This window comes from Coprococcus sp. LG101-27 (assembly GCF_027695515.1).
In the GTDB taxonomy this organism is placed as follows: domain Bacteria; phylum Bacillota; class Clostridia; order Lachnospirales; family Lachnospiraceae; genus Allocoprococcus; species Allocoprococcus comes.
This window is the reverse complement of the sequence record NZ_JAQEUJ010000004.1, coordinates 93,887-119,779: the sequence shown is the minus strand read 5'-3', so window position 1 is coordinate 119,779 and position 25,893 is coordinate 93,887. Positions and strand designations below refer to the sequence as shown.

The window sequence follows — 25,893 nt, the reverse complement described above, 5'->3', positions numbered from 1 at the left end:
TTGCAGATATGAGTCAGAAAAAAGTAGATTATTATAAACAGGCAAAAGCGAACAGAAAGCGTGAAGAAAAAAAGAAAAACTTGCGAAAAGCTTTTGATTATACGATCCTTGGGCTGATTGCACTTGCAATCGTTGTCTGGATTGGATGGTCCGCTTATGATATGTATGAATCAAAGCAGCCAAGAGCAGTAGCAGAAGTTGATTATTCTGCTGTAAGTGATTATGTCCAGTCACTTAACACTGCTGAGTAGATGAAAAGAAGAAAGTGGAGAGATGGTTCCATTGTGGAACGGTTTCTCCACTTTTTTTATGCACTGTGTGGGGAATGGAGTATAAAACGCTCCACTTTTCACCACAAAATGAATGAAAAATGGGAAAAAATATGATTTATCGGACTTTTTTCAGAATGGATAAATTCGAAAAAGTGCTTGAAAAGGGCGGAAAAGTGGGGTACAATGGATACAAGTGGTAGAAAGTGGAGTGAAGTGGAGCAAAGTGGCATGGAAAGTGGCAGACCACTTTGAAAGAAGGTGATCCTATGTTGACTGGAGAATTTAATCATAGTATTGATTCAAAAGGCAGGCTGATTATTCCTTCCAAATTACGAGAGAGTCTGGGAGAACATTTCGTAATTACGAAAGGGATGGACGGCTGCTTATTTCTGTATCCGGACAACGAATGGAAAGCCTTTGAAGAGAAGCTTAGAACCTTACCGCTTACAAACAAAAAAGCCAGAGACTTTAAGCGTTTCTTTCTTGGAAGTGCTACGGAAGGAGAACTTGACAAACAAGGGAGAGTTTTGATATCTTCTTCTCTTCGCGCTTATGCAGATCTTGAAAAAGAGGTTGTTCTAGCAGGTGTGCTGGACAAGGTCGAGATCTGGAGTAAAGAGGCGTGGGAAGCGCGTACAGCTGATGTTGAGGAAAATATCGAGGACATTGCAAATGACATGGAAGATTTGGGACTTAGCATCTAAATAGATCTTTTAATTAGGAGGACACCATGGCATTTAAGCATAAATCAGTATTACTGGATGAGACAATCGAAGGACTGAACATCAAGCCGGACGGTATTTATGTTGATGGCACACTTGGAGGAGGCGGACATGCATACGAAGTATGTCGGCGTTTAAACAACAAGGGGAGTTTTATAGGAATAGACCAGGATGCAGCGGCGATTGAAGCGGCAGGCACCCGATTAAGCGACTTCGGGGAGAGAGTTACAATAATCAGGAGCAATTATTGTGATATGAAGTCGAGGCTCCATGAAAAAGGGATTGACAAGGTCGATGGAATCGTACTCGATCTGGGCGTATCATCTTATCAGTTAGATACGGCAGATCGTGGTTTTTCCTATCGTGTAGATGCGCCTTTGGATATGAGGATGGACACACGCCAGACTTTATCTGCAAAGGAGATTGTCAATGGCTACAGTGAGATGGACCTTTTTCGGATTATTCGCGACTATGGTGAGGACAAATTTGCGAAGAATATAGCAAAACATATTGTTATGGCAAGAGAGAAAGGTCCTATTGAAACAACCGGGCAGCTGGCAGAGATTATCAGACAGTCTATACCGATGAAGTTTCAGAAGATGTCGGGGCATCCGGCAAAAAGAACCTTTCAGGCAATCCGGATTGAATGTAACCGGGAACTGGAGGTGCTCAGGGATTCACTTGACGATATGATTGATATTTTAAATCCGGGAGGAAGGATATGCATCATCACGTTCCATTCCCTGGAGGACAGAATTGTCAAAGGAATTTTTAAAAAGAATGAGAATCCATGCACGTGTCCGAGTACTTTCCCGGTATGTGTGTGTGGAAAAGTTTCCAAAGGAAAAGTCATTACGAAAAAACCGATTCTTCCAAGTGAAGAAGAGATGGAAGTGAACAGTCGTTCTAAGAGTGCGAAGCTGCGTATCTTTGAGCGCGTATAGAATTTGAAAGGGTGGTGCTGTATGGCAAAATACAGTCATAGAATACAGGCAGACAGACGTACAGTAACAAGCCGAGGAATGTACATATACGGAAATACAGTTCGCCAGGCAGAAGTCATGCCACAGCGACAAGAGGAACCAAGAAAAGAACATAAAAAGAAAAAACTGGACAGACAGATTTTGAAAAATCGAAGAAAAGCAATGCGGATGAATCCTGCATATGTGATGTTTCTTTCAATTGCGGCAGTGGCAGCACTTGTAGTCTGTGTATGGTATCTGCAGGTACGTGCAGAGCTTACAAGCCGGACAGAGCATATTACCGAGCTGCAGCAGGAACTGGCAGATGCAAAAGAAGAGAATACAACTAGATATAACGTAGTAATGGATTCTGTGAATCTGGAAGAAGTAAGAGACCGTGCAATCAATGATCTGGGTATGGGATATGCGACTTCGGATCAGATTATTGAATATCAGAACCCGGTTAATGATTATGTAAAACAGTACGAAAGTATTCCGAAAAGCGGAGTGCTTGGACAGACAACAGATAAATAGGTTTATGAACAAAGGTGAATAACATGTCAAAAAGAAGAAAAAGAAAGCCTTCCGTTCTGAGGCATAAATTCACGGTTGGAATGCAGAAAAAGCTGGTAATGCTCTTTATAGCGATATTACTGGCTTTTGTTATTCTTGTCGGAAGAATTACCTATATCAATGCCTCGTCAGGAGAAGATTATACCAAGACAGTACTGGATCAGCAGCAGTATATGAGTCGGTCGATTCCGTTCAAGCGTGGAGATATTGTAGATACAAACGGCACAAAGCTTGCGACAAGTGAGCGTGTATACAATGTGATTCTGGATGCAAAGGTCTTACTTTCAGACGAGACAAAAAAAGCTGAGAACATAGCAGCTACGAAAAAAGCGCTGAAAAGTTATTTTCAGATCAAGGCATCGGCAGTGGATGCAATTATCGCGGACAGTCCGGACAGTCGGTACAATATTCTGAAAAAAGGAATTTCCTACGATGATGCGAAGGCATTTGAAGCGGCAGAGAAGAAAAATTCCAAGATCAAAGGAGTCTGGCTGGAAGAGGATTATGTCAGAAAATATCCATATAATACACTTGCCTGCGATGTCCTGGGATTCAGCGTATCGGGGAATGTGGGAGCAAGCGGACTGGAAGCATCCTATAATTCAACGTTGAATGGAACAGATGGACGCAGATATGGTTATCAGAATGAAGACTCGGCAATTGAAAACACGGTGAAAGAGCCGATAAATGGAAATACGATCGTAACAACGATTGATGCGAACCTGCAGTCTATCGTGGAAAAGCATCTGGAAGAGTTTAACCAGGCGCACACAGATGAAGCGCAGGAGGGGATGGGATTTAAAAACGGAGCTGTGATCATGATGAACCCGAATACCGGAGAAGTTCTGGCAATGGCTTCCTCACCTACCTATGATCTGAATAATCCGAGAGATCTATCCAAGTATTATACAGAGGAAGAAATAACCGGAATGAGCAGTGACGATAAGATCGATGCTCTGAATGAACTCTGGAGAAACTTCTGCGTGAGCGATACTTTTGAGCCGGGATCTACGATCAAACCATTTACGGTTGCAACAGGTCTGGAGATTGGTGCACTGAAAGGCGATGAGACCTATTACTGCGGTGGTTCCCTTCAGATCGATGAATGGGAGATTAAATGTATCTCTTATGATAATGGTGGACACGGGCAGCAGAATCTGACACAGGTTATGGAAAATTCATGTAACGTTGCCCTGATGCAGATTGGTCTGGCAATCGGACCGGAAGAATTCTGTAAGTACCAGAGTATTTTTGGATTCGGTCAGTATACGGGAATTGATCTTCCGGGTGAGGCGGTTGGTATTTTGCAGTCACCGGATGGAATGATCAAAACGGATCTTGCAACCAACTCTTTCGGACAGAATTTTAACGTAACTATGCTTCAACTTGCGACAGGATTCTGTTCTCTGATCAATGGTGGCGATTATTATGAACCGCATCTTGTAAAAGCCATTCAGGATGAGAACGGAAATGTGATCCAGACTATTGATCCGGTGTTGGAGAAGAAGACAATTTCTAAAGAAACTTCTGATAAACTGAAAAGTTATATGTACAGTGTTGTTCAGAACGGTAGTGGTAGATATGCACAGGTAGAAGGTTATGATATCGGTGGTAAGACCGGTACAGCGGAAAAATTGCCCCGTGGAGAGAATAAGAACGTGGTATCCTTTATCGGATATGCACCGCAGGAGAATCCGGAAATTATGATTTATGTAGTCATCGATGAACCGAATGCTCCGGATCAGTCAGCGACCAGCAGCCTGATTTCACAGCTCGCTTCTGATATTATGGCAGAAGCATTTCCATATTTGAATATTACAAAGGCTCCGGCTGAGTAATTTGGGTATAACCCCGGAAGACAGATAATACAGTAATAGTAAGAATCTGTTTTTCGGGGTTTTTATGCGGAATAAGACTTATAATAAAAAGAAAATGCTGGTAGTATTTTTAAGCGCGCTTCTGATGATTTTTTTTCTGATCGCAAGACTGGTGTATCTGATGATATTTGATGCTGCGTATTATCAGCAGAAAGCAAAAACGTTGCACGAAAGGGAGAGGGAGATCAAGGCGGCAAGGGGAGAGATCATTGACAGAAATGGAAAAGTCCTTGCGACCAATAAAGCGGTGTGCACCATATCTGTTATCCATAGTCAGATAACAGATCCGGAGAGAGTGATCCGGGTTCTTGCCGATGAGTTGGGAATAGAGAAAGAAATGATTCGTAAAAGAGTCGAAAAAGTTTCTTCCAGGGAAAAAATAAAGACAAATGTGGAGAAAGAGACCGGGGACCGGATCCGTGCATATGAACTGGACGGGGTGAAGGTAGATGAGGATTTTAAACGGTACTATCCGTATGGCAATCTGGCTTCAAAGGTTCTTGGATTTACCGGGGGAGACAATCAGGGAATCATTGGACTGGAAGTAAAGTATGAAAATTATCTGAAAGGTGTGAACGGAATGATTCTGACAACAACTGATGCCAGAGGGATTGAGCTTGCGGATACGCTGGAAGACAGAGTAGAACCGGTTTCCGGAGACACTCTGCAGGTAAGCCTGGACTATAATATCCAGGAATATGCACAGCAGGCTGCGGAAAAAGTAATGGAAGAAAAACAGGCAGATGCAGTTGTGATTTTGATCCTGAATCCAAAAACAGGGGAAATCTATGCCTGCATCAATGCTCCAGAGTTTGATCTGAATGCCCCGTTTACATTACCGGAGGGAACAGATGCCGCTTTGAATGATGAAGAAAAACAGGCAATGCTGAATCAGATGTGGCGGAACAGGAGTATCAATGATACTTATGAACCAGGATCGATCTTTAAGGTATTTACTGCTTCGGCGGCGTTGGAAGAGGGAGTGGTCAAAGAAGAAGATACTTTTTACTGTCCTGGATACAAGCTTGTGGAAGACCGCCGGATCCGGTGTGCGAGGACGACTGGACATGGATCCGAGACGTTTGTACAGGGGGTGCAGAATTCCTGTAATCCGGTTTTTATTGAAGTAGGGATGCGGCTTGGAACAGAGAATTTTTATAAATATTTTGAAAAATTCGGATTGATGGGGAAGACAGGTGTAGATCTTCCGGGAGAGGCTGCAACGATCATGCACAAGAAGGAAAATGTAGGGCAGGTAGAGCTGGCAACGATGTCGTTTGGACAGTCTTTTCAGGTGACACCGATGCAGATGGCAACAACAGTATGTTCTCTGGTGAATGGGGGAAAAAGTATCACTCCTCATTTTGGCATCGCCGTTTATGATGCGGAAAGTGGAGAGAAAGAAGAAACGATTTCTTATGGAAAAAGAAAACGGATTCTTTCTAAAGAAACGTCAGAAAAGATGAGAAAGATACTGGAAACGGTTGTGTCCGAGGGAGGAGGAAAAAAAGCACAGATCGAAGGATACCGGATCGGAGGAAAGACAGCGACCAGCCAGACGCTGCCAAGAAGTGCGAACCGTTATATAGGATCTTTTATCGGATTTGCACCTGCAGATGATCCACAGGTAGCAGCAATGGCAATTATTTACAACCCACAGGGTATCTATTATGGCGGGACGATAGCAGCTCCGGTTGTGCGCGATATTTTCGACAATATTCTTCCCTATCTTGGAATCGAACGGGAAGAAAACCCGTGAAGCAGTTGAAAAAACAGGGCAGATACATTATACTAAAGCGTAGAATCTGTGCCTTTAAGGTAAGGGCTGATTTTGAAAACAAAAGAAAGACAGAGGTGTATTATGGATTTTACAATGGTCATACCGGTGCTGATCGCGTTTGTTCTCAGTGTGGCAGCAGGACCGGTGGTAATTCCTGTTTTAAGAAGACTCAAGATGGATCAGACAGAGAGAGAAGACGGGGTGAAGTCGCATCTTAAAAAAGCCGGAACGCCGACGATGGGAGGCGTGATGATCTTGTTTGCGATTGCGGTCACTTCGCTGATCTATGTAAGAGAGTATCCGAAGGTGATTCCGGTACTTTTTGTAACGATTGGATTCGGACTGGTCGGGTTCCTGGATGATTATCTGAAAGTTGTTCTTCACAGATCAGATGGACTGATGCCGATGCAGAAGATGGCACTCCAGATCGTGATTACAGCGATTTTTGCATTTTACATCGTGAAAGTGGCAAAGATACCGCTTACCATGCTGATACCGTTTTCAGGTGGGAAATATCTGAACATCGGCTGGTTTGCCATTCCGGTACTTTTTATTGCAGTGATCGGTACCGTCAATGGTGTGAATTTTACAGATGGACTGGACGGGCTTGCATCCAGTGTAACAGTTCTTGTGGCAACCTTCTTTACAGTTGTTGCGATCGGAACAAAGAGTGGGATCGAACCGATTACCTGTGCAGTGGTAGGTGCGCTGCTGGGATTCTTATTATTCAACGTTTATCCGGCAAGCGTATTTATGGGCGACACCGGATCACTGGCTCTTGGGGGATTTGTTGCTTCGACAGCATACATGCTCCAGATGCCATTATTCATTATCATCGTAGGATTGATCTATCTGGTAGAAGTTTTATCAGTTATGATCCAGGTAACATATTTTAAGAAAACAGGCGGAAAGCGTTTCTTTAAAATGGCGCCGATCCACCATCATTTTGAGCTGTGTGGATGGAGCGAGACACGGGTGGTTGCAGTTTTTTCAATTGTAACTGCAATTCTGTGCCTGGTTGCACTGCTGGCATTATAGGAGGCTTACAAAAATGGATTTACAAGGAAAGAAAGTGTTGGTATTCGGTGCGGGGATCAGTGGGATTGGATCCTGCGGATTACTGGAAAAAGAAGGGGCAGAGGTAATTCTGTATGATGGAAATGATAAAAAAGATGCCGAGGCAATGAAAGCACAGCTTGGTGAGGGAAGCAAAGTCCGCGTTATTCTCGGAGCTTTTCCGGAAGAGGAGATGGAAAGTCTTGATCTGGTTGTAATGAGTCCGGGGGTGCCGACTGATCTGTCGGTTGTTCTGGCTATGAAAGAAAAAGGAATTCCTGTCTGGGGCGAGATTGAGCTTGCCTATGTATGTGGAAAAGGAGATGTGCTTGGAATTACCGGAACCAATGGGAAAACGACAACAACCTCTCTTTTAGGCGAGATTATGAAAAATGCCCGTGACAGCGTTTTTGTTGTGGGAAATATCGGTACACCATATACGAATGCCGCAGCAGATACCAGAGAAGATTCTGTGATCGTGGCAGAGCTTTCAAGCTTCCAGCTGGAGAGTATTCATACCTTCCATCCAAAGGTAAGTGCAGTTCTTAATATCACACCGGATCATCTGAACCGCCATCATACGATGGAAGCATATATTCGTGCAAAGATGAATATTGCGAAGAATCAGACACCAGAAGATATCTGTGTTCTCAATTATGAAGATGAAGAGACAAGAAAGATGGCAGATGAATTTCAGGCAAGTGTTCTATTTTTCAGCAGTAAGCATAAACTGGAACAGGGCATTTATCTTGACGGAGAAGACATTGTATACAAACCGGAAAAGGAGAAAGAAGGAACGGTCATCTGCAAGACCGGCGAATTACAGATCCTTGGCGTCCACAATTATGAGAATGTTATGGCAGCGGTTGCAATGGCAGCAGCTTACGGTGTAGATCTGGATGTGATCCGTAAGTCTGTACTTGCATTTAAGGGGGTTGAGCATCGTATTGAATATGTGGCAGAGAAGAACGGGGTTGTCTATTACAATGACTCTAAAGGAACGAATCCGGATGCGGCGATCAAGGGAATCCAGGCAATGAACCGCCCGACGATCCTGATCGGTGGTGGATATGATAAACAGTCCGATTTCCATGAATGGATCCAGAGCTTTGATGGAAAAGTCCGCTATCTGGTACTGATCGGTGCTACAAAAGAGCAGATTCAGAAAGAAGCAGCAGAGTGCGGATTTCATGACTGTATTTTAAAAGATACTTTCGAAGAAGCACTCGATACCTGTGTGGAGCTTGCAAGACCCGGAGATGCAGTTCTGCTGTCACCGGCATGTGCAAGCTGGGGAATGTTCCCGAACTATGAAGTGCGTGGGGAAGAATTCAAAAAATACGTGAATGCATTATAAAAGAAATAAAATAATTTCATATAATCTGTATCAAAGGGCGTGAAACAAAGTGGAGGAAAAAGGGAAAAAGGGGCGTATGGATTACACGCTTCTGTTGATTGTTGTTCTCCTGGTTGTGATCGGACTGGTGATCTTATACAGTACCAGTGCATATAACGGGCAGGTGAAATTTCATGATTCCTTTTACTATCTGAAAAAGCAGGCGTTTGCGACGGTGCTTGGAATTGTACTGATGCTGTTCGTGGCAGGGATGGATTACCACATCTGGCAGAGACTGGCAGTATTTGGTTATCTGGCAGCAGTTGCACTTTCGGTTGCGGTCATGTTGTTTGGCAGAGAAATTAACGGGTCCAAAAGATGGTTAGCTTTGGGCCCGTTTTCTTTTCAGCCATCAGAATTTGCGAAAGTTGCACTGATTCTTTTTCTGGCGGATCTTGTGACGAAGAACGTAAAAACAATCGGAAAAATGTGGACACTTTGCAGGATCATGTTCTGGATCCTTCCAATCGTGGGACTTGTGGGAGCGAGTAATTTAAGCACGGCGATCATTATTCTGGGAATCGGTGTGATCCTGATCTTTGTGGCAAGCCCGAAGTATGCGCAATTTGCCTTGATGGGAATCGCAGGCGCCTGCTTTATGGGGATTTTTCTTGCCCTTGAAAGCTATCGGCTGGAACGGCTTGCTATCTGGAGAAATCCGGAAAAATATGAAAAGGGTTATCAGACCCTGCAGGGGCTTTACGCGATTGGATCCGGAGGAGTATTCGGAGTCGGGATCGGAAACAGTGTACAGAAGCTGGGATTTGTACCTGAGGCACAGAATGATATGATCTTTTCAATTATTTGTGAAGAGCTTGGACTCGCGGGTGCTGGGATTATCGTTTTTCTGTTTCTGCTTCTGATCTGGCGCTTTTTCCTGATCGCATCCGGAAGCAGGGATCTTTTTGGTGCGCTGATCGCGACCGGAGCGATGGCACATATGATGATTCAGGTTATTTTAAATATTGCAGTTGTGACGAACACAATTCCGAATACGGGGATTACACTTCCTTTTATCAGTTATGGAGGAACATCGGTGATGTTTCTTTTAATTGAAATGGGACTTGTGCTAAGTGTGTCACAAGTGGTAGACTAAACAGGAGATATACAAATGACGGAAGGAGGAAGATGCCTGATGGGATGATACAGAAAGAAAGGAAAAAGAGAATCATAAAGCAGACTGCCATGAAAGCCATTCTGGTCATTATTTTGGTTTGCATAGCTATGATTACGTTTCTTTTACTCTTTCAAGTGCGGAAAATCGAAGTATCAGGAAATCAGTATCTTAGCAGACAGGAGATTGCAGACTGGGTGCAGGATGATAATTGGTCTTCCAATTCTCTGTATGTGATGATCAGGAACCACCTGATGAATCACGAGCTGCTTCCGGCAATGGAAGAGGCAAATGTGACGATGAAGAATCCGTGGACTGTGAAGGTGACGATCAAAGAGAAGCGTGTGGCCGGTTATATCGTGTCAGGTGATGAATGTATTTATTTTGACAAGGATGGTATCGTACTTGCAAAGACAAAGGAGCTGTGGGATGGAATCCCGTGCATTGAAGGGCTGGAAGTAAAGAAAGTACAGCTTTACAAAGCACTTCCGGTCAGCAAGGCGAACAAAAAAGCATTTGGGAATCTTCTGGATATGACGATGACACTGAAAAAATGTGATCTCGCGCCGGATAAGATTGTTTGTTCCGGTTCAGATCTGTATCTTTTTTTTGGAAACAAATGTGTCAATGTCGGGCACACGAATCTGGAAGAACGGATCATGCAGATATCACCGATCCTTGAGAAGCTGGGAGATCAGGGAGGAACCCTGTATCTGGAAAATTTTAACACAGATAATATTACAATTACCTTCGAAAAAGATGTGATTCCGGACCTTGGAACATAATCTGTGTCAAGTGAATAAAAAAATAGGAAAATATACAAAATTCTATTGATATTTTTCGGAAAAAAATATATTATAGTCTTATGTATAACTAAGCGCATATTGACATTTAGGGTGTATAATATAATAAGGTGACGAAGGAGGAGAAACTCTTGTTAGAAATTAAAACAAATGAATCAGAAGCAGCAGCTAAAATAATTGTAGTCGGTGTAGGTGGCGGCGGAAACAATGCAGTCAACCGCATGATCGATGAACAGATTGCAGGTGTTGAATTTATCGCAATCAATACAGATAAACAGGCTCTTCAGTTATGTAAAGCTCCGACTCTTATGCAGATCGGAGACAAGCTTACAAAGGGTCTTGGTGCAGGGGCTAAACCGGAGATCGGTGAAAAAGCAGCTGAGGAAAGTGCCGAAGAGATCCAGTCAGCACTCAAGGGAGCTGATATGGTATTTGTTACCTGTGGTATGGGTGGCGGAACAGGAACAGGAGCAACTCCTGTTGTTGCGCGTATTGCCAAAGAGCAGGGAGCACTTACTGTTGGCGTTGTAACCAAGCCTTTCAAATTCGAATCCAAGACAAGAATGAACAACGCTCTTGCCGGAATCGAAAAATTAAAAGAAAATGTAGATACACTTATCGTTATTCCGAATGATAAGCTTCTTGAAATTGTAGACAGAAGAACAACTATGCCGGAAGCACTTAAGAAAGCTGATGAAGTTCTTCAGCAGGGTATCCAGGGTATCACAGACCTGATCAATGTACCTTCACTGATCAACCTTGACTTTGCCGATGTACAGACAGTTATGACAGATAAAGGAATTGCTCATATTGGTATCGGACAGGGCAAAGGTGATGACAAGGCTCTTGAAGCAGTTAAGCAGGCAGTTGCCAGCCCTCTGCTTGAGACAACCATCGCAGGTGCATCTCACGTTATCATCAACATTTCAGGTGACATCACACTTATGGATGCGAGTGATGCAGCAGAATATGTACAGGATCTTGCAGGTGAAGATGCAAACATCATCTTCGGTGCAATGTATGATGATTCCAAGTCAGATGAAGCAACTATCACAGTTATCGCAACAGGTCTTCACAATGTAGGCGGAACACAGAGCAAGCTTCAGTCAAGACTGGAACATAAAGCAGCTATGATGAACGGTGGATCTGGAATGGGAGCAAGCAATATTTCACGTCCACAGTTTAATCCGGGAGAATACAGCAATGTAGAAAGACCGGTATACGGAGGCAGACCGGTACAGCAGCAGACTACACAGGTACCACCGCTTCAGAGTGCAAGAACTCCACAGAGCAAGGTGAAAGAGCAGTCTATCAAGATTCCGGATTTCTTCAAGAAATAAGAATGAAATAACAGGGAAGCAGTAAGAAATTACTGTTTCCCTGTTTTTCATAATTTACTGTTCATAGCGTACCATTTCGCGTCGCAGTCTCTGCATAATTTTCTTTTCAAGTCTTGATATGTAAGACTGGGAGATTCCAAGAAGATCGGCCACTTCTTTCTGCGTTTTTTCTTCCCCGTCGGGGGTTCCGAGTCCGAATCGCATCTGCACGATTACCCGTTCCCTGTTTGAAAGCCGTCCGATGGCTTTCCCAAGAAGTTTGTGTTCTGCTTCGGTTTCCATATCACGATAAATGGTATCTTCTTCAGTTCCAAGAATATCGGAGAGAAGAAGCTCATTTCCATCCCAGTCAACATTGAGCGGTTCATCGATGGAGACCTCCAGTTTGGTCTTGTTATTCCGGCGCAGATACATGAGGATCTCATTTTCAATACAACGGGAGGCATAGGTGGCAAGTTTGATATTTTTCTCTGGATTGAAGGTATTGATTGCTTTGATCAGTCCAATCGTGCCGATGGAGATCAGGTCTTCTACGCCTACACCGGTATTGTCAAATTTTTTCGCTATATATACAACCAGACGCAGGTTATGTTCAATAAGAAGCTTTTTTCCTTCTTCATCCTGCCCGCCTCCGAGAAGGGAAATGGCATGACCTTCTTCTTCACTGCTAAGTGGGAGCGGCAGGATATCTGTCCCTCCTATGTAATGGATTTCCTGCTTTTCCGGGAAGAAAACACTGCGGAAAGAGGGAATCATTTTCAATTTAAAACAATCTGAAACAGCAACTTTTATCATCATTATAATCCTCCTAATAATCTTCAGGATGCAATAGCATTTCATATTTTCCGTTTCCAAAATTCTTCTGTTCGGAAATACCGATCAGTGGAGAATGGATCAAAAATTCAGATTCTCCTGTTATTCTCATCTTCTTGACAGAAAAAACAGGAAGAATACTGGTCGTCTTCTGTATAGTCCGGTACGGGATGTACCGGAGTCTTCCAGGTGAGATTTGGGAAGAAATCTTCTGACAGGCGTCTTTGCTGATAATATGAACCGGCTTTCCGGTCAGTGGATCAGAAAGATGATTACCACTGTCCAGAAAGGCTTTCAGGTGAAAATCTTTTCCATTTACAGTTAAAATCACATCAAAACTGTGATCTTGTGATTTCCATAGTTTCTTTAGAAACAAAAGTCCATGATATAAAAGAAAAAAACCACAGATGCCAAGGGTGAAAAGAAAAGATATGATCCGGAAAAATTTTCCAAAATAAAGACGGAGCCAACTCATGATACCTCCAAGAAGAAAGCTTGCAAGATAGAGCAGAATCCATGCTTTGAAAAAAACGGGAAATGTCCGGATTTTCAATCCGATCACTGTCATACAGGAATTTACCAGGAAAAACAGCAGGATATAGCGGGTCCATACCGGGCATGGAAAAAATAAAATGGCACAGGTCAGTAGTGAACCGGTAAAGGAACCGGCAAGAAGACTTCCATAAGTGGCAGAACATGGAAATACTTTTTTTACTGCCAGAAGAATCAGAAAATCCATCATCATATTTTCCAGAAACAATACATCCAGATATACTTCATACTGCATAGTCTTATCCTTCTTTCTCTTTAGCTGCTAAATAGATTTGGTACTTAAGCATGCTTTATTATAGAAAAGATGTGTTTCAGATTTTGTCAGAAGATGGGAAAAACAGAATAATTTTATTCGACATGCTGAAATGCTGGATTTTTTTAAAGAATTGTCGAAAAAGACAGAAAAAGACCGGCGTTCCATGTCGGAAGCCGGTCTCTGGAAAGATAAGATCGGTATTTATCTGTCGTCACGATCCCATTTGTCAGCAAGATTCTGGATCTGTGACTCGAATTTTGCAAGATCTTTGTTTGCAAGACCTTCATTTTTAAGCACAACATCCATGAGGTGTTTGGCTGCCGCAACCACGCGGTTGAATGCAGTAAGAGCACGTGCTTTGGCCGGCTTTTCAACTGCTTTTTTCGGAAGCCTGATACCTTCAGAAAGGATGGTATCGGTTGCGAGATCAACACAGCCTCCGGAGTATGGTGCAAATGCCGGAATGCCGAAACGGTCTGTGATGGTAGCAGCGAAAGAATCTGTAACCGAATCCTCTCCATGTACAACAAAGATGTGGGATGGTTTCTCTTTGAATCCATCAATCCAGTTCAGAAGACCATTCATATCGGCATGTCCGCTGATCCCTGCAAGGACTTCAATACGGGCATTAACCTCTACATTTTCGCCAAAGAGCCGGACTGATTCCGGTTTGCTTTCGACAAGCTTGCGGCCAAGAGTGCCAACTGCCTGATAGCCTACGAAGAGGATCGTGCATTCTTTTCTCCAGAGGTTGTGTTTCAGATGATGGCGGATACGGCCGGCTTCACACATTCCGGAAGCAGAGATGATTACTTTTGGTTTGTCATTGAAGTTGATCATTTTAGATTCTTCACTGGTGATCGTAGTTTTCAGTCCCTGGAAAAGAAGAGGGTTGATTCCTTTACTTATCAGAGCCATTGCATCCTCATCAAAGCAGGACTGTACATTTTTCTGGAAAACGTTGGTTGCTTCGATCGCCAGAGGACTGTCTACATAAACTTCAAAATTCTGATATTCCGGCAAAAGATTATTTTCTTTGATCTCACGGATAAAGTATAAAAGCTCCTGGGTTCTTCCTACTGCGAAAGATGGAATGACTACATTTCCACCTTTGGCAAAGGTTTCGCGCAGGACTCTGGTAAGCTCCTTAATATAATCCGGTTTTACAGTAGAATGGACCCGGTTTCCGTAGGTGGATTCGATGACAAGATAATCGGCTGCATCTACATGCTGCGGATCTTTGATGATCGGCTGGTCAATATTTCCGACATCTCCGGAAAATACGATCTTTTTGCTTACACCGTCTTCTGTGATCCAGACTTCAATGCAGGAAGAACCAAGCAGATGACCGACATCTGTGAAGCGGAGTTCGATTCCTTCACAGAGCTGGATCGTCTGGTTATAATCGATCGGCGCAAGAAGTGCAACTGCATTCATGGCGTCCTGTACAGTATAAAGTGGTTCGTAAAGCGGAGCACCGGAACGAAGTGCCTTCCGGTTCCGCCATTCTGCTTCGGATTCCTGGATATGTGCACTGTCACGGAGCATAATGCTGCACAGATCAGAGGTGGCGAATGTACAGATGATTTCTCCTTTAAAACCATTTTTTACAAGCAGAGGAATCTTGCCGGAATGGTCAATGTGTGCATGCGTTAAGAGGATATAGTCGATCATGGAAGGATTGATCGGGATTTCCTGATTCTCATACAGATCAGGTCCCTGTTCCAGTCCACAGTCTATTAGAATATGTTTTCCACATGCTTCAAGATAATGGCAGCTTCCAGTTACTTCATGGGCGGCACCGATAAAAGTAAGTTTCATATACTCAACCCCTTTGCGTAAAAATTATTTTAGTATATTATACTATAATTTAAAGAAAAATGATAGAAAATCAGACAATATTACTAAAATGTATATCCTTTCAGAAGAGTGCGAAAAAAGTCAAGGAGCGATATTTTTAATATTTTAGAGGGAATCGAATAAATAAAAACAGTTTTGAGAAAAATTTATACCAGTAAAGATTTGGAGGTTTATTGAGATGGTACTTAATAAAGTAGAAATCTGTGGTGTAAATACAGCAAAGCTTCCTCTGCTTAGCGACGGGGAAAAAGAGGTGCTTTTTGAGAAGATCAAAGCGGGGGATGAGGAGGCAAAAGAACAGTATATCAAGGGAAATCTGCGTCTGGTACTCAGTGTGATCAAACGCTTTTCGGGAAGCAGTGAAAATCCGGATGATCTGTTTCAGATCGGGTGCATCGGACTGATCAAGGCAATCAATAATTTCAATCCGGAGCTGGAAGTAAAATTTTCAACTTATGCGGTACCGATGATCATTGGAGAAATCCGGCGGTTCATCCGGGACAATAATTCGATCCGTGTTAGCAGGTCACTTCGTGATACGGCATATAAAGCCATTTACGCGAAAGAAAATTATGTCAAAGTAAACCAGAAAGAACCTACTGTTCAGGAAATTGCAGAGGAAATCGGGATCGCAAAGGAAGAGATCATCTATGCGCTGGATGCGATCCAGATGCCGGTCAGCTTAAATGAGCCGGTATATAATGACAATGGAGATGCTATGTATGTGATGGACCAGATCAGTGACAAAAGGAACAAAGAAGACAGATGGGTGGAGAAGCTGTCTCTTCAGGCGGCAATGGACCGACTCGGAAAAAGGGAGAGGCATATTATCAGACTTCGTTTTTTTGAAGGAAAAACGCAGATGGAGGTAGCAGAAGAAATCGGAATCTCACAGGCACAGGTAAGCCGCCTGGAAAAGAATGCACTCAGGGCTATGCGACAATATCTGCGAAGTGAATAGAAAAATAGAGATTTCCAGTTGAAATTTGTCAAGGTTCATACTATTATAATCATAGAACAGAAGAACAGGAGAATAGCAATGTATAAAGCGTGTATTTTTGACTTGGATGGAACTTTGACAAATACGCTGGATTCGCTGACTTATTCAACGAATAAGACGTTAGAAGAAATGGGACTTGAGACGATTACCAAAGACCAGTGCCGAAGCTTCGTTGGGGATGGAGCCAGATGCCTTATGGAACGTGCACTTCGTGCGTCCGGAGACACAGAGCTTAAGAGGATTGAAGAAGGTATGGAAGTGTACAGCAGAATCTTTGGAGAAAATTGTATGTACCATGTACGTCCTTATGATGGTGTTGTTCAGATGTTAGATTCACTGAAGAAGAAGGGAATAAAGATTGCAGTATTTTCCAACAAACCACATTTGCAGGCGATCGATGTAGTGGAAAGTACATTTGGAAAAGGATATTTTGACCATATTCAGGGGCAGTCGGGTGAATTTCCGAAGAAACCGGATCCGGAAGGACTTCTGTGGATACTTGATAAATTAGGGGTATCGCCGGAAGAAGGAATATACATAGGAGACTCGGATGTAGATATGAAGACAGGGAAAGCTGCCGGTATGTTTACAGTCGGAGCAGAATGGGGATTCCGGACCAAAGAACTTCTTGTGGAGACAGGAGCAGATGCAACAATTGCACATGCTGAAGAATTGCTTAACTATTTATAGTTCAGATGAGAAAATTTTTCTGTGAGAAAGATAAGGGAGGGTTGCCTGTATGTATGAGTATGATGAAGAATGTCTGCAGACATTCCTGAATATGCAGTCACAGCTTTTTGATGAGCCGGTTGCAGAGACACTGGAAGAGGCAGAAGCGTTTTTGGAAGACTGTATGGCGGTTGTTGTAGATTCTATCAAGGATGTGAGAGATTATCTGGATGAAAGCGGAGCGGACATCAGTGGTATGAGTGATGAAGAGCTGGAAGAGGCTTCAGAAGTATTCGCACTTCCGAACGGACAGTATCTGATCGTGGAAGGTTAATAAAAGGAAAAGAGCTGCGGCATCAGTTGGTTGCCGCAGCTTTTTTGAGCGCATCACGGATGGTGTTGAGAAGAAGCTGAGAAGTATAGGGACTGTCACTTGAAAGTGTAAGATGATCAAGGGACTGGGATTTACAAATCTGGTCAGCCAGATTCTCAAGAGATGGCTGAAGAAGAGGATACATGGCAGTTACCGTCTCACTTAGATTGGAAATGCGGATGGAATTGATAGAGGTGTCAGAGACAGAAACTTCCAGTTCCAGATCTTCATTTCCGAGTGTAAAAGAAGAGGTATAAACGCCGGGAGTATATTTTTTGTCGGATACAGAGGAATGCCGGTCTCCGGAGAACATAAAGAATAAAAGGCAGAGGATGAGAATACCTAAAGTGGCAAAAATAACAGTATAGATAATTTCTTTCATGTGAAGTACGATGATTTTTGTTTTGGAATTCATAAAGAACCTCCTTAGGCAGTATGGAATTTCGGCAGGTTATGCCGCTTAATAAACTATATGAAAAGAAAAAATAGTTTATGCATGAGAAATGCGTGACAAAAGAGAAAGGATTTAGTAGAATCAGGAAAGAGAAAAAGCAGAGGTGAATAGAATGTTTATAATTGCAGGACTTGGAAACCCGGATGAAAAGTATCAGGGGACAAGACATAATGTTGGATTTGATGTGGTGGACCGCCTGGCGGAGAAATACCAGATAGCAGTCGATACTAAAAAACACCGTGCCCTCATCGGAAAAGGTGTGATCGAGGGACAGAAAGTGCTTCTTGTGAAGCCGCAGACTTATATGAACCTGAGTGGAGAGAGTATCCGTAGTATAGTGGAATATTACAAGATCGATCCGGAAGAAGAACTTCTTGTAATTTATGATGATATCAGTTTGGAAGTCGGACAACTCAGGATCCGCAGAAAAGGAAGTGCCGGTGGACATAACGGAATCAAAAATATCATTGCCAATTTAGGAAGTAGTGTATTTCCACGGATCAAGGTAGGTGTGGGAGAAAAACCGAAAGGATATGATCTTGCTGATTATGTTCTTGGAAAATTTTCCAAAGAGGACCGTGTACTTATGGAAGAAGGATATGATCTTGCCTGTGAAGCTTCTGCTCTGATCATGCAGGGAGCAATCGATCAGGCAATGAACGAATATAACCAGAAAAAGAAAGAATAAGAGGAGGCAAAAAGCGATGCATGCACTTACGGCTCCTTTATCTGAACTGGCAGAGATTGAAGAAATCTGTGAAGAGCGTGGACGGGAACCGGGCATGCTGCTTCTTTCCGGGTGTGTGACATCACAGAAAACGCATTTGATGTATGCGCTTGGAAAAGGTTATGGGCATACATTGATCGTTCTTTCCAGTGAAGATAAAGCAAAAAAAATATACGAAGAATATCGTTTTTTAAATGAAAATACCAGCTATTATCCAGCAAAGGATCTCCTTTTTTATCAGGCAGATATCCACGGAAAACAGCTGGTCAAACAGCGGATGGAAACCTTGCAGATGATGATGGAGGCAAAAAGTCAGGTTACGGTCATTACAACGATTGACGGATTCATGGATGAACTGCCATCGGAAGCAGAAATAAAAGGGGACATTCTGACCATTTCCAATGGGGAGGCGCTGGAATTTGAATCGCTGAAGGAGAAGATCATAAAACTTGGATATGACAGGGAAGCTCAGGTGGATGGTCCGGGGCAGTTTGCAGTTCGTGGTGGAATCATTGATATTTACCCACTTACCGAGGAATTGCCGATCCGTATTGAATTCTGGGGAGATGAAGTGGATTCAATACGGACGTTTGACGTGGACAGCCAGAGATCTGTAGAGAATCTGGAACAGATCGTTATTTATCCGGCAGATGACAGACTGGGAAGTGACCGGAAAGTTTCTTTTATCAACTACTTTGATCCGAAGGACACACTGGTGTTCCTGGATGAACCAGCAAGGCTTCTGGAAAAAGGGCGTCTGGCAGAAAATGAAGTGGAAAAAGCGAGAGAGAACCGTGCAGAAGAAATGGAAAGGACCGGGGAAATGGAAGAAGCTCCGGAATTTTTTACGACTGATGAAATTATAAAATTTCTGAACAAATTCTGTATGATCGGGATGTGTGCTCTGGAAATGAAATGTAAGCCATTTTTTGTGAAAAAGCGGTTTGGGATCCAGGCAAAAAGCGTTAACCCGTATAACAGCAGCTTTGAGATGCTGACACAGGATCTCAAAAGACTGAAAAGGAACGGATACCGGGCGGTTCTGATTTCTGGGTCCAGAACAAGGGCAAAACGTCTGGCAGAGGATCTACGTGATTATGATCTGAGCAGTTTTTACAGTGAGGATCAGGAACGTGAAGTGAATCCAGGGGAGATCATGGTATGCTACGGGCATATAGAAGTCGGATACGAGTACCCGATGATTAAATTTATTGTCATATCTGAGTCAGATATTTTTGGAAAGACAAAGAAGAAAAAGAAACGAAAAAGTTATGATGGACAGAAAATAAGCAGCTTTTCGGATCTGAAACCGGGAGACTATGTAGTGCATGAGAATCATGGACTTGGAATCTACCGGGGAATTGAAAAGATAGAAGTTGATAAGGTGACAAAGGATTATATGAAGATTTCGTATGCTGATGGTGGAAATCTTTATATTCTTGCCACACAGCTTGACCAGATCCAGAAGTATGCCAGTGCAGATGCTAAAAAGCCGAAACTTAACAAACTTGGAGGACAGGAATGGCATCGCACGAAGAGCAAGGTAAAGACAGCAGTCTGGCAGATCGCCAAAGATCTGGTGGAACTCTATGCAGTACGGCAGTCCAAAGAAGGATTTGTCTATGAAAAGGACACGGTCTGGCAGAAAGAATTTGAAGAAATGTTTCCGTTTGAGGAAACGGAGGATCAACAGCTTGCAATCGAGGCAACAAAACGGGATATGGAAAGTCCAAAGATCATGGACCGTCTGATCTGTGGGGATGTGGGATTTGGAAAGACAGAGATTGCAATCCGGGCAGCATTCAAGGCAGTGCAGGAGAACAAGCAGGTTGTCTATCTGGTCCCTACTACGATTCTTGCACAGCAGCATTACAACACTTTTGTGCAACGGATGAAAGAATTTCCGGTAAGGGTGGATCTGTTATGCCGTTTCCGCACACCTGCACAACAGAAAAAAACGATCGAAGATTTGAAAAAGGGACAGGTTGATATCATCATCGGAACCCACCGGGTATTGAGTAAGGATGTGGCATTTAAAGATCTGGGACTTCTGATCATTGATGAGGAACAGCGTTTTGGAGTACAGCATAAAGAAAAGATCAAAAAGCTGAAGGAAAATATTGATGTTCTGACACTTACGGCAACACCGATTCCCCGAACGCTTCATATGAGTCTGATCGGAATCCGTGACATGAGTGTGCTGGAAGAAGCACCAATTGACCGGATGCCGATCCAGACCTATGTGATGGAGGAGAATGATGAGATGGTCCGGGAGGCAATCGAAAGAGAAATTTCCCGCCAGGGACAGGTGTACTATGTCTATAACCGTGTCCAGGATATAGCTGAAATGGCAGCGAAGATCCAGAAACTTGTGCCGGATGCAAATGTGGCATATGCACACGGGCAGATGCGGGAACACAAGTTAGAAGATATTATGTACGATTTCATCAATGGAGAAATTGATGTTCTGGTATCGACGACGATCATCGAGACCGGTCTTGACATTTCCAATGCCAATACCATGATCATCCATGATGCAGATCGGATGGGGCTCTCCCAGCTTTATCAGCTACGTGGAAGAGTTGGAAGATCGAACCGTATGGCATATGCATTTCTTTTGTACAGAAGAGACAAAATGCTCCGGGAGGTTGCAGAAAAACGTCTTTCGGCAATTCGTGAGTTTACAGATCTTGGCTCTGGTGTAAAAATCGCCATGCGGGATCTGGAAATCCGTGGGGCAGGAAACCTGCTTGGTGAGGAACAGCATGGACATATGGATGCAGTGGGATACGATCTTTACTGTAAGATGTTAAGTGAGGCAGTCCGTCACCTGAAGGGAGAAATCCCGGAAGAAACCTATGCGACAACCGTGGATCTGAATATTGATGCTTATATTCCGGCATCTTATATTCCGAATGAGTATCAGAAGCTGGATATCTATAAACGGATCGCAGCAATTGAGACAGAAGAAGAACAGGAAGATATGCTAGAAGAACTGATTGACCGTTTCGGCGATCCACCACGCAAGGTGCAGCAGCTTCTGATGATCGCGCAGCTGAAGGCGAAAGCACATGCGGCTTATGTAATTTCGGTAGAGCAAAAAGGCGATGAATACAAATTTACCATGTATGAGAAGGCAAGGGTAAATGTAGCAAAGATTCCGGAACTGCTGGCAAAATATAAGGGAGAACTGACATTTAAGACAGATGCAGAAAATCCATATTTTATTTATTGTAAACTTCGGAAAAATAAAAAAGAAAAAGCAGAGCAGATTCTTGAAAATGCAGGAAAAATTGTCGAAGATATACAGGGACTTGTCGAAGAATAATGTGTATTTTTTATGAAAAAGATTGCCAGTAAGGTAAAAAAAAGATATACTATACGAGTGCATAGTGAAGAAGTGTGTACAATGGAGAGAAGATCAAGGAGGAAATTTTATAAATGAAAAAAAGAGTGGTTGCCTGTATACTGGCAGTTGCCTGCATTGCATCTTTAAACGGATGTGGAAGCAAGTTTAACGGACAGGATACAGTGGTAGAAGTCGGAGATGAGAAAGTGACTGCAGATGTGGCGAACTTTTTTGCAAGATATCAGCAGGCGCAGTTTGAAACAACATATAGCAGTTATCTGGGAGATGATTTTTGGGGAAAAGAAGTTACAGACGGAAAGACTTACGAAGAGAATTATAAGGATTCAATCATGGATTCCCTGGAAGAAATGTATATTCTGGATGAGCACAAGGATGATTATAAAGTTTCGCTAAGTGATGATGAGGAAAAAAGCATCGAGGATGTTGCGAAGAAATTTACTGACAGCAATGACAGTGCTGCAAAAGATGCAGTATCGGGCGATGAAAAGACGGTAAAGAAAGTACTGGAACTTCTGACACTTCAGAAGAAGATGGAAACTGCCATGACTGCGGATGTAGATACGAATGTATCCGATGAGGAAGCAGCACAGAAGAAAATGCAGTATGTGCTGTTCTCTACAAAGACAACGGGCAGTGATGGAAAGTCGACAGATATGTCAGATGACGAAAAAGCAGAAGTGAAAAAGAAAGCAGAAGATTTCCAGAAAAATGCGGCTTCGACAGAAGATTTTTCTGTATTTGCAACAGCAGTAGGTGCATCAGCCACCGATCTGACATTTGACTCGGATACGACATCGCCAAACGAAGATCTGATCAAAGCTGCTGATAAGTTAAAAGAAGGCGAAGTAACAGACGTGATCGAAGCAGACAATGGCTATTATGTTGCAAAAGTAGTCAGCCTTCTTGACCGTGATGCAACGGATACCAAGAAAGAGTCCATTGTATCACAGAGAAAGAGTGACCAGTATCAGTCAATTTGTAAGAAATGGAAAAAGAAAACGGATATTAAAGTACATAAAAAAGTATGGAATACGATCAGTTTTGCTGATCAGGGCGTAACGGTTAAGAGCACGACCGAAGATACAGATACATCTTCAGACTCTTCATCAAAATAAGCGTCTGACTTAACAACAGGAAAGTACGACAGGAGGAGAGATTAGGATGGAATCAATAGGTATAGTATTGAAGGATATCATGGGAAACAGTGCGGTATTTATAGCAGGAAAAGAAGCCGTGATTGTTTCGGCGGTATCAATTGTTATATCAGTTTTCATTGGAATTTTAGGTTTGAAGCTGATCCGTGTCTGGAATGCAGTGATTGGATTCGTTGCAGGGGCATTGCTTGGATTTGCCGTGACATATCTTATGGGACTGGAAGTTGTTCCGGTACTGATCGCAGCCGGAGTTGCGGGTTTGGTTTTTGCAATACTGAACAGTGTATTTAAGAAATTCGGAGCTTTCTGGGTATGCTTTCTGGGAATGGCTGGCACAGTACTTGCGATTACAAATGCGGGAAACTGGATCATGCTGGCAGTCTGTGGAGCAGTCGGATTGATTTTCGCAATCCTTGCGATGATCTGGTTTGAACCGTTTGTGATTATTGCGACGGCATTAGCAGGCGGTTTTGGAGCAGGAATGATGATCTATGATCTGGCAGGTCTGAAAAATGTGATTTTCATGTGGATCATTTCGATTGGGATTACATTTATCGGAATCGTGATCCAGTTTATCATGAAGTCAAGTGAGATCAACAAGAAGCAGGTTCGAAGAGCAAATGCGATCAAGAAAGAAACATCAAAAGAAGAAGAAATAGAGATGGCAAGAACCATGCTGATCGATCTGGATGATGATGATGACGAGGATGAAGAATAGATAAGATGGATGAGAGGATGTATCAGAATGTGATACATCCTCTTTTGTATCTGATCAGGAATGGCTGGAAGAAACCGGTATTTCTTGCAGCGTTATAAAAAAAGAGGTATAATAAAAATAGTATCAACGATATAAGATCTGGAGATGAAAATATGAAGATAGATATGCATTGTCATGTAAGAGAAGGATCAATTGACAGCAAAGTGCCGATTGAAGAATTTATTAAAAAGCTGCAGTCTAAAGGCATTGGCGGAATGCTGGTTACAGATCATGACACCTATAATGGATATCGGCACTGGAAGAATACGATCAAAGGGAGAAAATACAAAGATTTTGTCGTATTGAAAGGAATAGAGTATGATACACTGGATGCGGGGCACATTCTGATCATTATGCCACAGGGAGTAAAGATGCGCCTTCTGGAGCTGAGAGGGCTTCCGCTTTCGCTGCTGATTGATTTTGTGCATCACAATGGAGGAATCTGTGGACCGGCACATCCGTGTGGGGAAAAGTATCTGAGTTTTACGAATACGAAAAGATGGCAGAAATCTCCGGAGTTGATTGAAAAATTTGATTTTATAGAGACTTTCAATGCATGTGAGCCACCACAGTCCAATGAAGGGGCGAAGTATCTTGCTGAAAAATATGGAAAACCGGGGACCGGAGGAAGTGATGCGCATAAGCTGGACTGCGTCGGCATGGGGTATACGGAATTTCCGGTACGGATTGAGACAGAGCTGGATCTGATCCGGCAGATCAGGGAAAAAGGAGAGATCCAGTCCGGTGGGGAGTATTACACGAAGACGACAAAAGACAAAATTGGAAAATTCAATAAACTTCTGATCTTTTCTTTCTGGTTTTATAACCGGGGTGGTGCACTTCTGAAAAAGCACACACGCAAAAAGAAGATCAATAAAGAACAGCCACTTGATGCAATCGATCCAATCGAGATTCCGTATCTGGACAAGATCAAGAGGAAACATTAGTGAGTGGCAAAATTTACTTTTGACACTCACATCATAATTTTAAAGATAAAAAATCCATCTGATTTCTTTTTTTAAAAGAAAACCAGATGGATTTTTTACAGCCTGTTATTTTTTGAGAGACATTTCCTTCAGTTTGTTTCTAAGATCTTCAAAGGATTCTTTGTAGTTGCGGCTCTGCATTTTCGGGAAAGCTTTCATGATACGCTTCTGCATATGAGAAGTTGCTTTGACATTTTCCAGGTAGCTTCTGCGAAGAAGAGCAATCCGTTCTTTTACTTCGTCAGAAACATCGGCAAGGGTGTCTGAAATTGCTTCCTGTTTTTCGGAAATAGCAGATTTAAATTCTTCCTGCTTCTCAGATACAGTATCTTTGAACTCTTCCTGTTTTTCCATAGCTGTAATGGTACGCTTGTAGATTGATTCACCAAGCTTGTCGGAAATCTGATGAAGTTCGTCTGCAATGGCCTGCATTTTTTCAAGACGTTTGTTGAGCTTAAGGATACCGGATGCTGTTACATAGAGATCGGCAAGTCCGGCAATCACCAGAATACATACAAGAATGATACCGACAAGGAAAGGAATGTGTGAGAGCAGTGTGTCAATCAGTGGATGGAATACATCTACGATGAAAACACAGAACACTCCCCAGATCAGAGAAAACAAAAGGCACACATATCCATTCAGATTGAGCGGCATATTAGAATAATCCCACCATTTGTTATGGAAAACCTTTTCGAGAATGAACCCGGTCAGCCATTCGATTGCAGTAACAAGAATAGCACTTCCGAGATATAGCAGGAGCAGGTTGGAACGAAGCGGTGTCAGAAAATGAATGACTGCAACCACGCCGAAACCGTATACCGGACAGATCGGGCCATTTAAGAATCCACGGTTGACAAAACGACGTTCTTTAAAAGCGGCAAACGCAACTTCTGTACACCAGCCTAAAAAGGCATATATAAAGAAGCACTGAAATAAATAATATAGATGCTGTGCAGTCATAAAAAACCTCCTTGAGTCTGCTGCAAAAAAATATGTAATCCTTTATATTATATACAGAAAGGAA

General features: G+C 42.8%; 24 protein-coding genes. 19 read left to right on the top strand and 5 right to left on the bottom strand.

Annotated elements, in window-relative coordinates; genetic code table 11:
* Positions 1–8: 8 nt before the first annotated feature.
* The 11 genes from PG766_RS05480 to ftsZ all read left to right on the top strand — a co-directional run bounded on the left by PG766_RS05480 (position 9) and on the right by ftsZ (position 11,895).
* Positions 9–251 (top strand): hypothetical protein, encoded by a 243-nt coding sequence (locus tag PG766_RS05480; protein ID WP_008371907.1) that lies wholly within the window; start codon positions 9–11, stop codon positions 249–251.
* 287 nt (positions 252–538) lie between these two features.
* Positions 539–976 carry a division/cell wall cluster transcriptional repressor MraZ gene (gene mraZ, locus PG766_RS05475; protein WP_270590571.1) on the top strand — a complete coding sequence of 146 codons (438 nt, stop codon included), beginning with the start codon at positions 539–541 and terminating at the stop codon, positions 974–976.
* A 26-nt stretch (positions 977–1,002) separates the two neighbouring features.
* Positions 1,003–1,938 carry a 16S rRNA (cytosine(1402)-N(4))-methyltransferase RsmH gene (rsmH, locus tag PG766_RS05470; RefSeq protein ID WP_008371903.1) on the top strand — a complete coding sequence of 312 codons (936 nt, stop codon included), beginning with the start codon at positions 1,003–1,005 and terminating at the stop codon, positions 1,936–1,938.
* A gap of 21 nt (positions 1,939–1,959) precedes the next feature.
* Positions 1,960–2,490: a hypothetical protein gene (locus PG766_RS05465; RefSeq protein WP_008371901.1), complete on the top strand. Its 531-nt coding sequence runs from the start codon at positions 1,960–1,962 to the stop codon at positions 2,488–2,490.
* 23 nt (positions 2,491–2,513) lie between these two features.
* On the top strand, positions 2,514–4,367 hold the full coding sequence (locus tag PG766_RS05460; protein WP_173685217.1) for a peptidoglycan D,D-transpeptidase FtsI family protein: 1,854 nt from the start codon (positions 2,514–2,516) through the stop codon (positions 4,365–4,367).
* Between the two features lie 64 nt (positions 4,368–4,431).
* Positions 4,432–6,165, top strand: coding sequence for a peptidoglycan D,D-transpeptidase FtsI family protein (locus PG766_RS05455; RefSeq protein WP_118199344.1), 1,734 nt, complete (start codon positions 4,432–4,434; stop codon positions 6,163–6,165).
* Positions 6,166–6,267: 102 nt separating this feature from the next.
* Entirely contained in the window at positions 6,268–7,224 is a 957-nt protein-coding gene (gene mraY / locus PG766_RS05450) for a phospho-N-acetylmuramoyl-pentapeptide-transferase (RefSeq protein WP_055157373.1), read from the top strand.
* Between the two features lie 13 nt (positions 7,225–7,237).
* Positions 7,238–8,599: a UDP-N-acetylmuramoyl-L-alanine--D-glutamate ligase gene (gene murD / locus PG766_RS05445; RefSeq protein ID WP_118199343.1), complete on the top strand. Its 1,362-nt coding sequence runs from the start codon at positions 7,238–7,240 to the stop codon at positions 8,597–8,599.
* A 76-nt stretch (positions 8,600–8,675) separates the two neighbouring features.
* Complete coding sequence (locus PG766_RS05440) at positions 8,676–9,734, top strand: FtsW/RodA/SpoVE family cell cycle protein (protein ID WP_022220761.1); 1,059 nt, start codon at positions 8,676–8,678, stop codon at positions 9,732–9,734.
* 44 nt (positions 9,735–9,778) lie between these two features.
* Positions 9,779–10,537 carry a cell division protein FtsQ/DivIB gene (locus PG766_RS05435; RefSeq protein WP_173686717.1) on the top strand — a complete coding sequence of 253 codons (759 nt, stop codon included), beginning with the start codon at positions 9,779–9,781 and terminating at the stop codon, positions 10,535–10,537.
* A 149-nt stretch (positions 10,538–10,686) separates the two neighbouring features.
* Positions 10,687–11,895: a cell division protein FtsZ gene (gene ftsZ / locus PG766_RS05430; RefSeq protein ID WP_022220760.1), complete on the top strand. Its 1,209-nt coding sequence runs from the start codon at positions 10,687–10,689 to the stop codon at positions 11,893–11,895.
* 54 nt (positions 11,896–11,949) lie between these two features.
* On the opposite strand, the gene sigE is transcribed toward ftsZ, so the two are convergent.
* The 3 genes from sigE to PG766_RS05415 form a co-directional block, all read right to left on the bottom strand.
* Entirely contained in the window at positions 11,950–12,693 is a 744-nt protein-coding gene (gene sigE, locus PG766_RS05425; RefSeq protein WP_008371883.1) for an RNA polymerase sporulation sigma factor SigE, read from the bottom strand.
* Positions 12,694–12,703: 10 nt separating this feature from the next.
* Positions 12,704–13,495: a sigma-E processing peptidase SpoIIGA gene (locus PG766_RS05420; protein ID WP_117555712.1), complete on the bottom strand. Its 792-nt coding sequence runs from the start codon at positions 13,493–13,495 to the stop codon at positions 12,704–12,706.
* Positions 13,496–13,717: 222 nt separating this feature from the next.
* Positions 13,718–15,337 (bottom strand): MBL fold metallo-hydrolase RNA specificity domain-containing protein, encoded by a 1,620-nt coding sequence (locus PG766_RS05415; protein ID WP_117555714.1) that lies wholly within the window; start codon positions 15,335–15,337, stop codon positions 13,718–13,720.
* Between the two features lie 217 nt (positions 15,338–15,554).
* On the opposite strand from PG766_RS05415, the gene sigG reads away from it, so the two are divergent.
* From sigG to PG766_RS05400, 3 genes are all read left to right on the top strand, one after another.
* Positions 15,555–16,337: an RNA polymerase sporulation sigma factor SigG gene (gene sigG, locus PG766_RS05410; RefSeq protein ID WP_117555716.1), complete on the top strand. Its 783-nt coding sequence runs from the start codon at positions 15,555–15,557 to the stop codon at positions 16,335–16,337.
* Positions 16,338–16,415: 78 nt separating this feature from the next.
* On the top strand, positions 16,416–17,066 hold the full coding sequence (locus PG766_RS05405; RefSeq protein ID WP_117555718.1) for an HAD family hydrolase: 651 nt from the start codon (positions 16,416–16,418) through the stop codon (positions 17,064–17,066).
* Between the two features lie 49 nt (positions 17,067–17,115).
* Entirely contained in the window at positions 17,116–17,379 is a 264-nt protein-coding gene (locus tag PG766_RS05400) for a hypothetical protein (protein ID WP_008371877.1), read from the top strand.
* A gap of 22 nt (positions 17,380–17,401) precedes the next feature.
* On the opposite strand, the gene PG766_RS05395 is transcribed toward PG766_RS05400, so the two are convergent.
* Complete coding sequence (locus tag PG766_RS05395; protein ID WP_055246492.1) at positions 17,402–17,833, bottom strand: FMN-binding protein; 432 nt, start codon at positions 17,831–17,833, stop codon at positions 17,402–17,404.
* A 151-nt stretch (positions 17,834–17,984) separates the two neighbouring features.
* On the opposite strand from PG766_RS05395, the gene pth reads away from it, so the two are divergent.
* From pth to PG766_RS05370, 5 genes are all read left to right on the top strand, one after another.
* On the top strand, positions 17,985–18,560 hold the full coding sequence (gene pth / locus PG766_RS05390; protein ID WP_117555720.1) for an aminoacyl-tRNA hydrolase: 576 nt from the start codon (positions 17,985–17,987) through the stop codon (positions 18,558–18,560).
* Between the two features lie 16 nt (positions 18,561–18,576).
* Positions 18,577–21,927 carry a transcription-repair coupling factor gene (mfd, locus tag PG766_RS05385; protein ID WP_118198770.1) on the top strand — a complete coding sequence of 1,117 codons (3,351 nt, stop codon included), beginning with the start codon at positions 18,577–18,579 and terminating at the stop codon, positions 21,925–21,927.
* A 113-nt stretch (positions 21,928–22,040) separates the two neighbouring features.
* The gene (locus PG766_RS05380; protein ID WP_270590565.1) at positions 22,041–23,084 is read left to right on the top strand and encodes a peptidylprolyl isomerase; all 1,044 of its coding nucleotides are present in this window, start codon (positions 22,041–22,043) and stop codon (positions 23,082–23,084) included.
* 46 nt (positions 23,085–23,130) lie between these two features.
* Positions 23,131–23,841, top strand: a complete 711-nt coding sequence (locus PG766_RS05375) for a TMEM198/TM7SF3 family protein (RefSeq protein WP_117834434.1) — start codon at positions 23,131–23,133, stop codon at positions 23,839–23,841.
* 152 nt (positions 23,842–23,993) lie between these two features.
* Complete coding sequence (locus tag PG766_RS05370) at positions 23,994–24,827, top strand: PHP domain-containing protein (protein ID WP_117555728.1); 834 nt, start codon at positions 23,994–23,996, stop codon at positions 24,825–24,827.
* Between the two features lie 105 nt (positions 24,828–24,932).
* On the opposite strand, the gene PG766_RS05365 is transcribed toward PG766_RS05370, so the two are convergent.
* Positions 24,933–25,829, bottom strand: coding sequence for a putative ABC transporter permease (locus PG766_RS05365; RefSeq protein ID WP_008371868.1), 897 nt, complete (start codon positions 25,827–25,829; stop codon positions 24,933–24,935).
* Between the last annotated feature and the right edge of the window lie 64 nt (positions 25,830–25,893).

Coding starts and splice junctions, on each gene's coding strand:
- PG766_RS05375 (WP_117834434.1), top strand. CDS start 23,131: ATGGAATCAATAGGTATAGTATTGAAGGATATCATGGGAAACAGTGCG.
- PG766_RS05380 (WP_270590565.1), top strand. CDS start 22,041: ATGAAAAAAAGAGTGGTTGCCTGTATACTGGCAGTTGCCTGCATTGCA.
- PG766_RS05365 (WP_008371868.1), bottom strand. CDS start 25,829: ATGACTGCACAGCATCTATATTATTTATTTCAGTGCTTCTTTATATAT.
- PG766_RS05420 (WP_117555712.1), bottom strand. CDS start 13,495: ATGCAGTATGAAGTATATCTGGATGTATTGTTTCTGGAAAATATGATG.
- sigE (WP_008371883.1), bottom strand. CDS start 12,693: ATGATGATAAAAGTTGCTGTTTCAGATTGTTTTAAATTGAAAATGATT.
- PG766_RS05400 (WP_008371877.1), top strand. CDS start 17,116: ATGTATGAGTATGATGAAGAATGTCTGCAGACATTCCTGAATATGCAG.
- rsmH (WP_008371903.1), top strand. CDS start 1,003: ATGGCATTTAAGCATAAATCAGTATTACTGGATGAGACAATCGAAGGA.
- PG766_RS05370 (WP_117555728.1), top strand. CDS start 23,994: ATGAAGATAGATATGCATTGTCATGTAAGAGAAGGATCAATTGACAGC.
- PG766_RS05435 (WP_173686717.1), top strand. CDS start 9,779: ATGATACAGAAAGAAAGGAAAAAGAGAATCATAAAGCAGACTGCCATG.
- murD (WP_118199343.1), top strand. CDS start 7,238: ATGGATTTACAAGGAAAGAAAGTGTTGGTATTCGGTGCGGGGATCAGT.
- PG766_RS05455 (WP_118199344.1), top strand. CDS start 4,432: ATGCGGAATAAGACTTATAATAAAAAGAAAATGCTGGTAGTATTTTTA.
- PG766_RS05465 (WP_008371901.1), top strand. CDS start 1,960: ATGGCAAAATACAGTCATAGAATACAGGCAGACAGACGTACAGTAACA.
- sigG (WP_117555716.1), top strand. CDS start 15,555: ATGGTACTTAATAAAGTAGAAATCTGTGGTGTAAATACAGCAAAGCTT.
- mfd (WP_118198770.1), top strand. CDS start 18,577: ATGCATGCACTTACGGCTCCTTTATCTGAACTGGCAGAGATTGAAGAA.
- PG766_RS05440 (WP_022220761.1), top strand. CDS start 8,676: ATGGATTACACGCTTCTGTTGATTGTTGTTCTCCTGGTTGTGATCGGA.
- pth (WP_117555720.1), top strand. CDS start 17,985: ATGTTTATAATTGCAGGACTTGGAAACCCGGATGAAAAGTATCAGGGG.
- PG766_RS05405 (WP_117555718.1), top strand. CDS start 16,416: ATGTATAAAGCGTGTATTTTTGACTTGGATGGAACTTTGACAAATACG.
- PG766_RS05480 (WP_008371907.1), top strand. CDS start 9: ATGAGTCAGAAAAAAGTAGATTATTATAAACAGGCAAAAGCGAACAGA.
- mraZ (WP_270590571.1), top strand. CDS start 539: ATGTTGACTGGAGAATTTAATCATAGTATTGATTCAAAAGGCAGGCTG.
- mraY (WP_055157373.1), top strand. CDS start 6,268: ATGGATTTTACAATGGTCATACCGGTGCTGATCGCGTTTGTTCTCAGT.
- PG766_RS05415 (WP_117555714.1), bottom strand. CDS start 15,337: ATGAAACTTACTTTTATCGGTGCCGCCCATGAAGTAACTGGAAGCTGC.
- PG766_RS05460 (WP_173685217.1), top strand. CDS start 2,514: ATGTCAAAAAGAAGAAAAAGAAAGCCTTCCGTTCTGAGGCATAAATTC.
- PG766_RS05395 (WP_055246492.1), bottom strand. CDS start 17,833: ATGAATTCCAAAACAAAAATCATCGTACTTCACATGAAAGAAATTATC.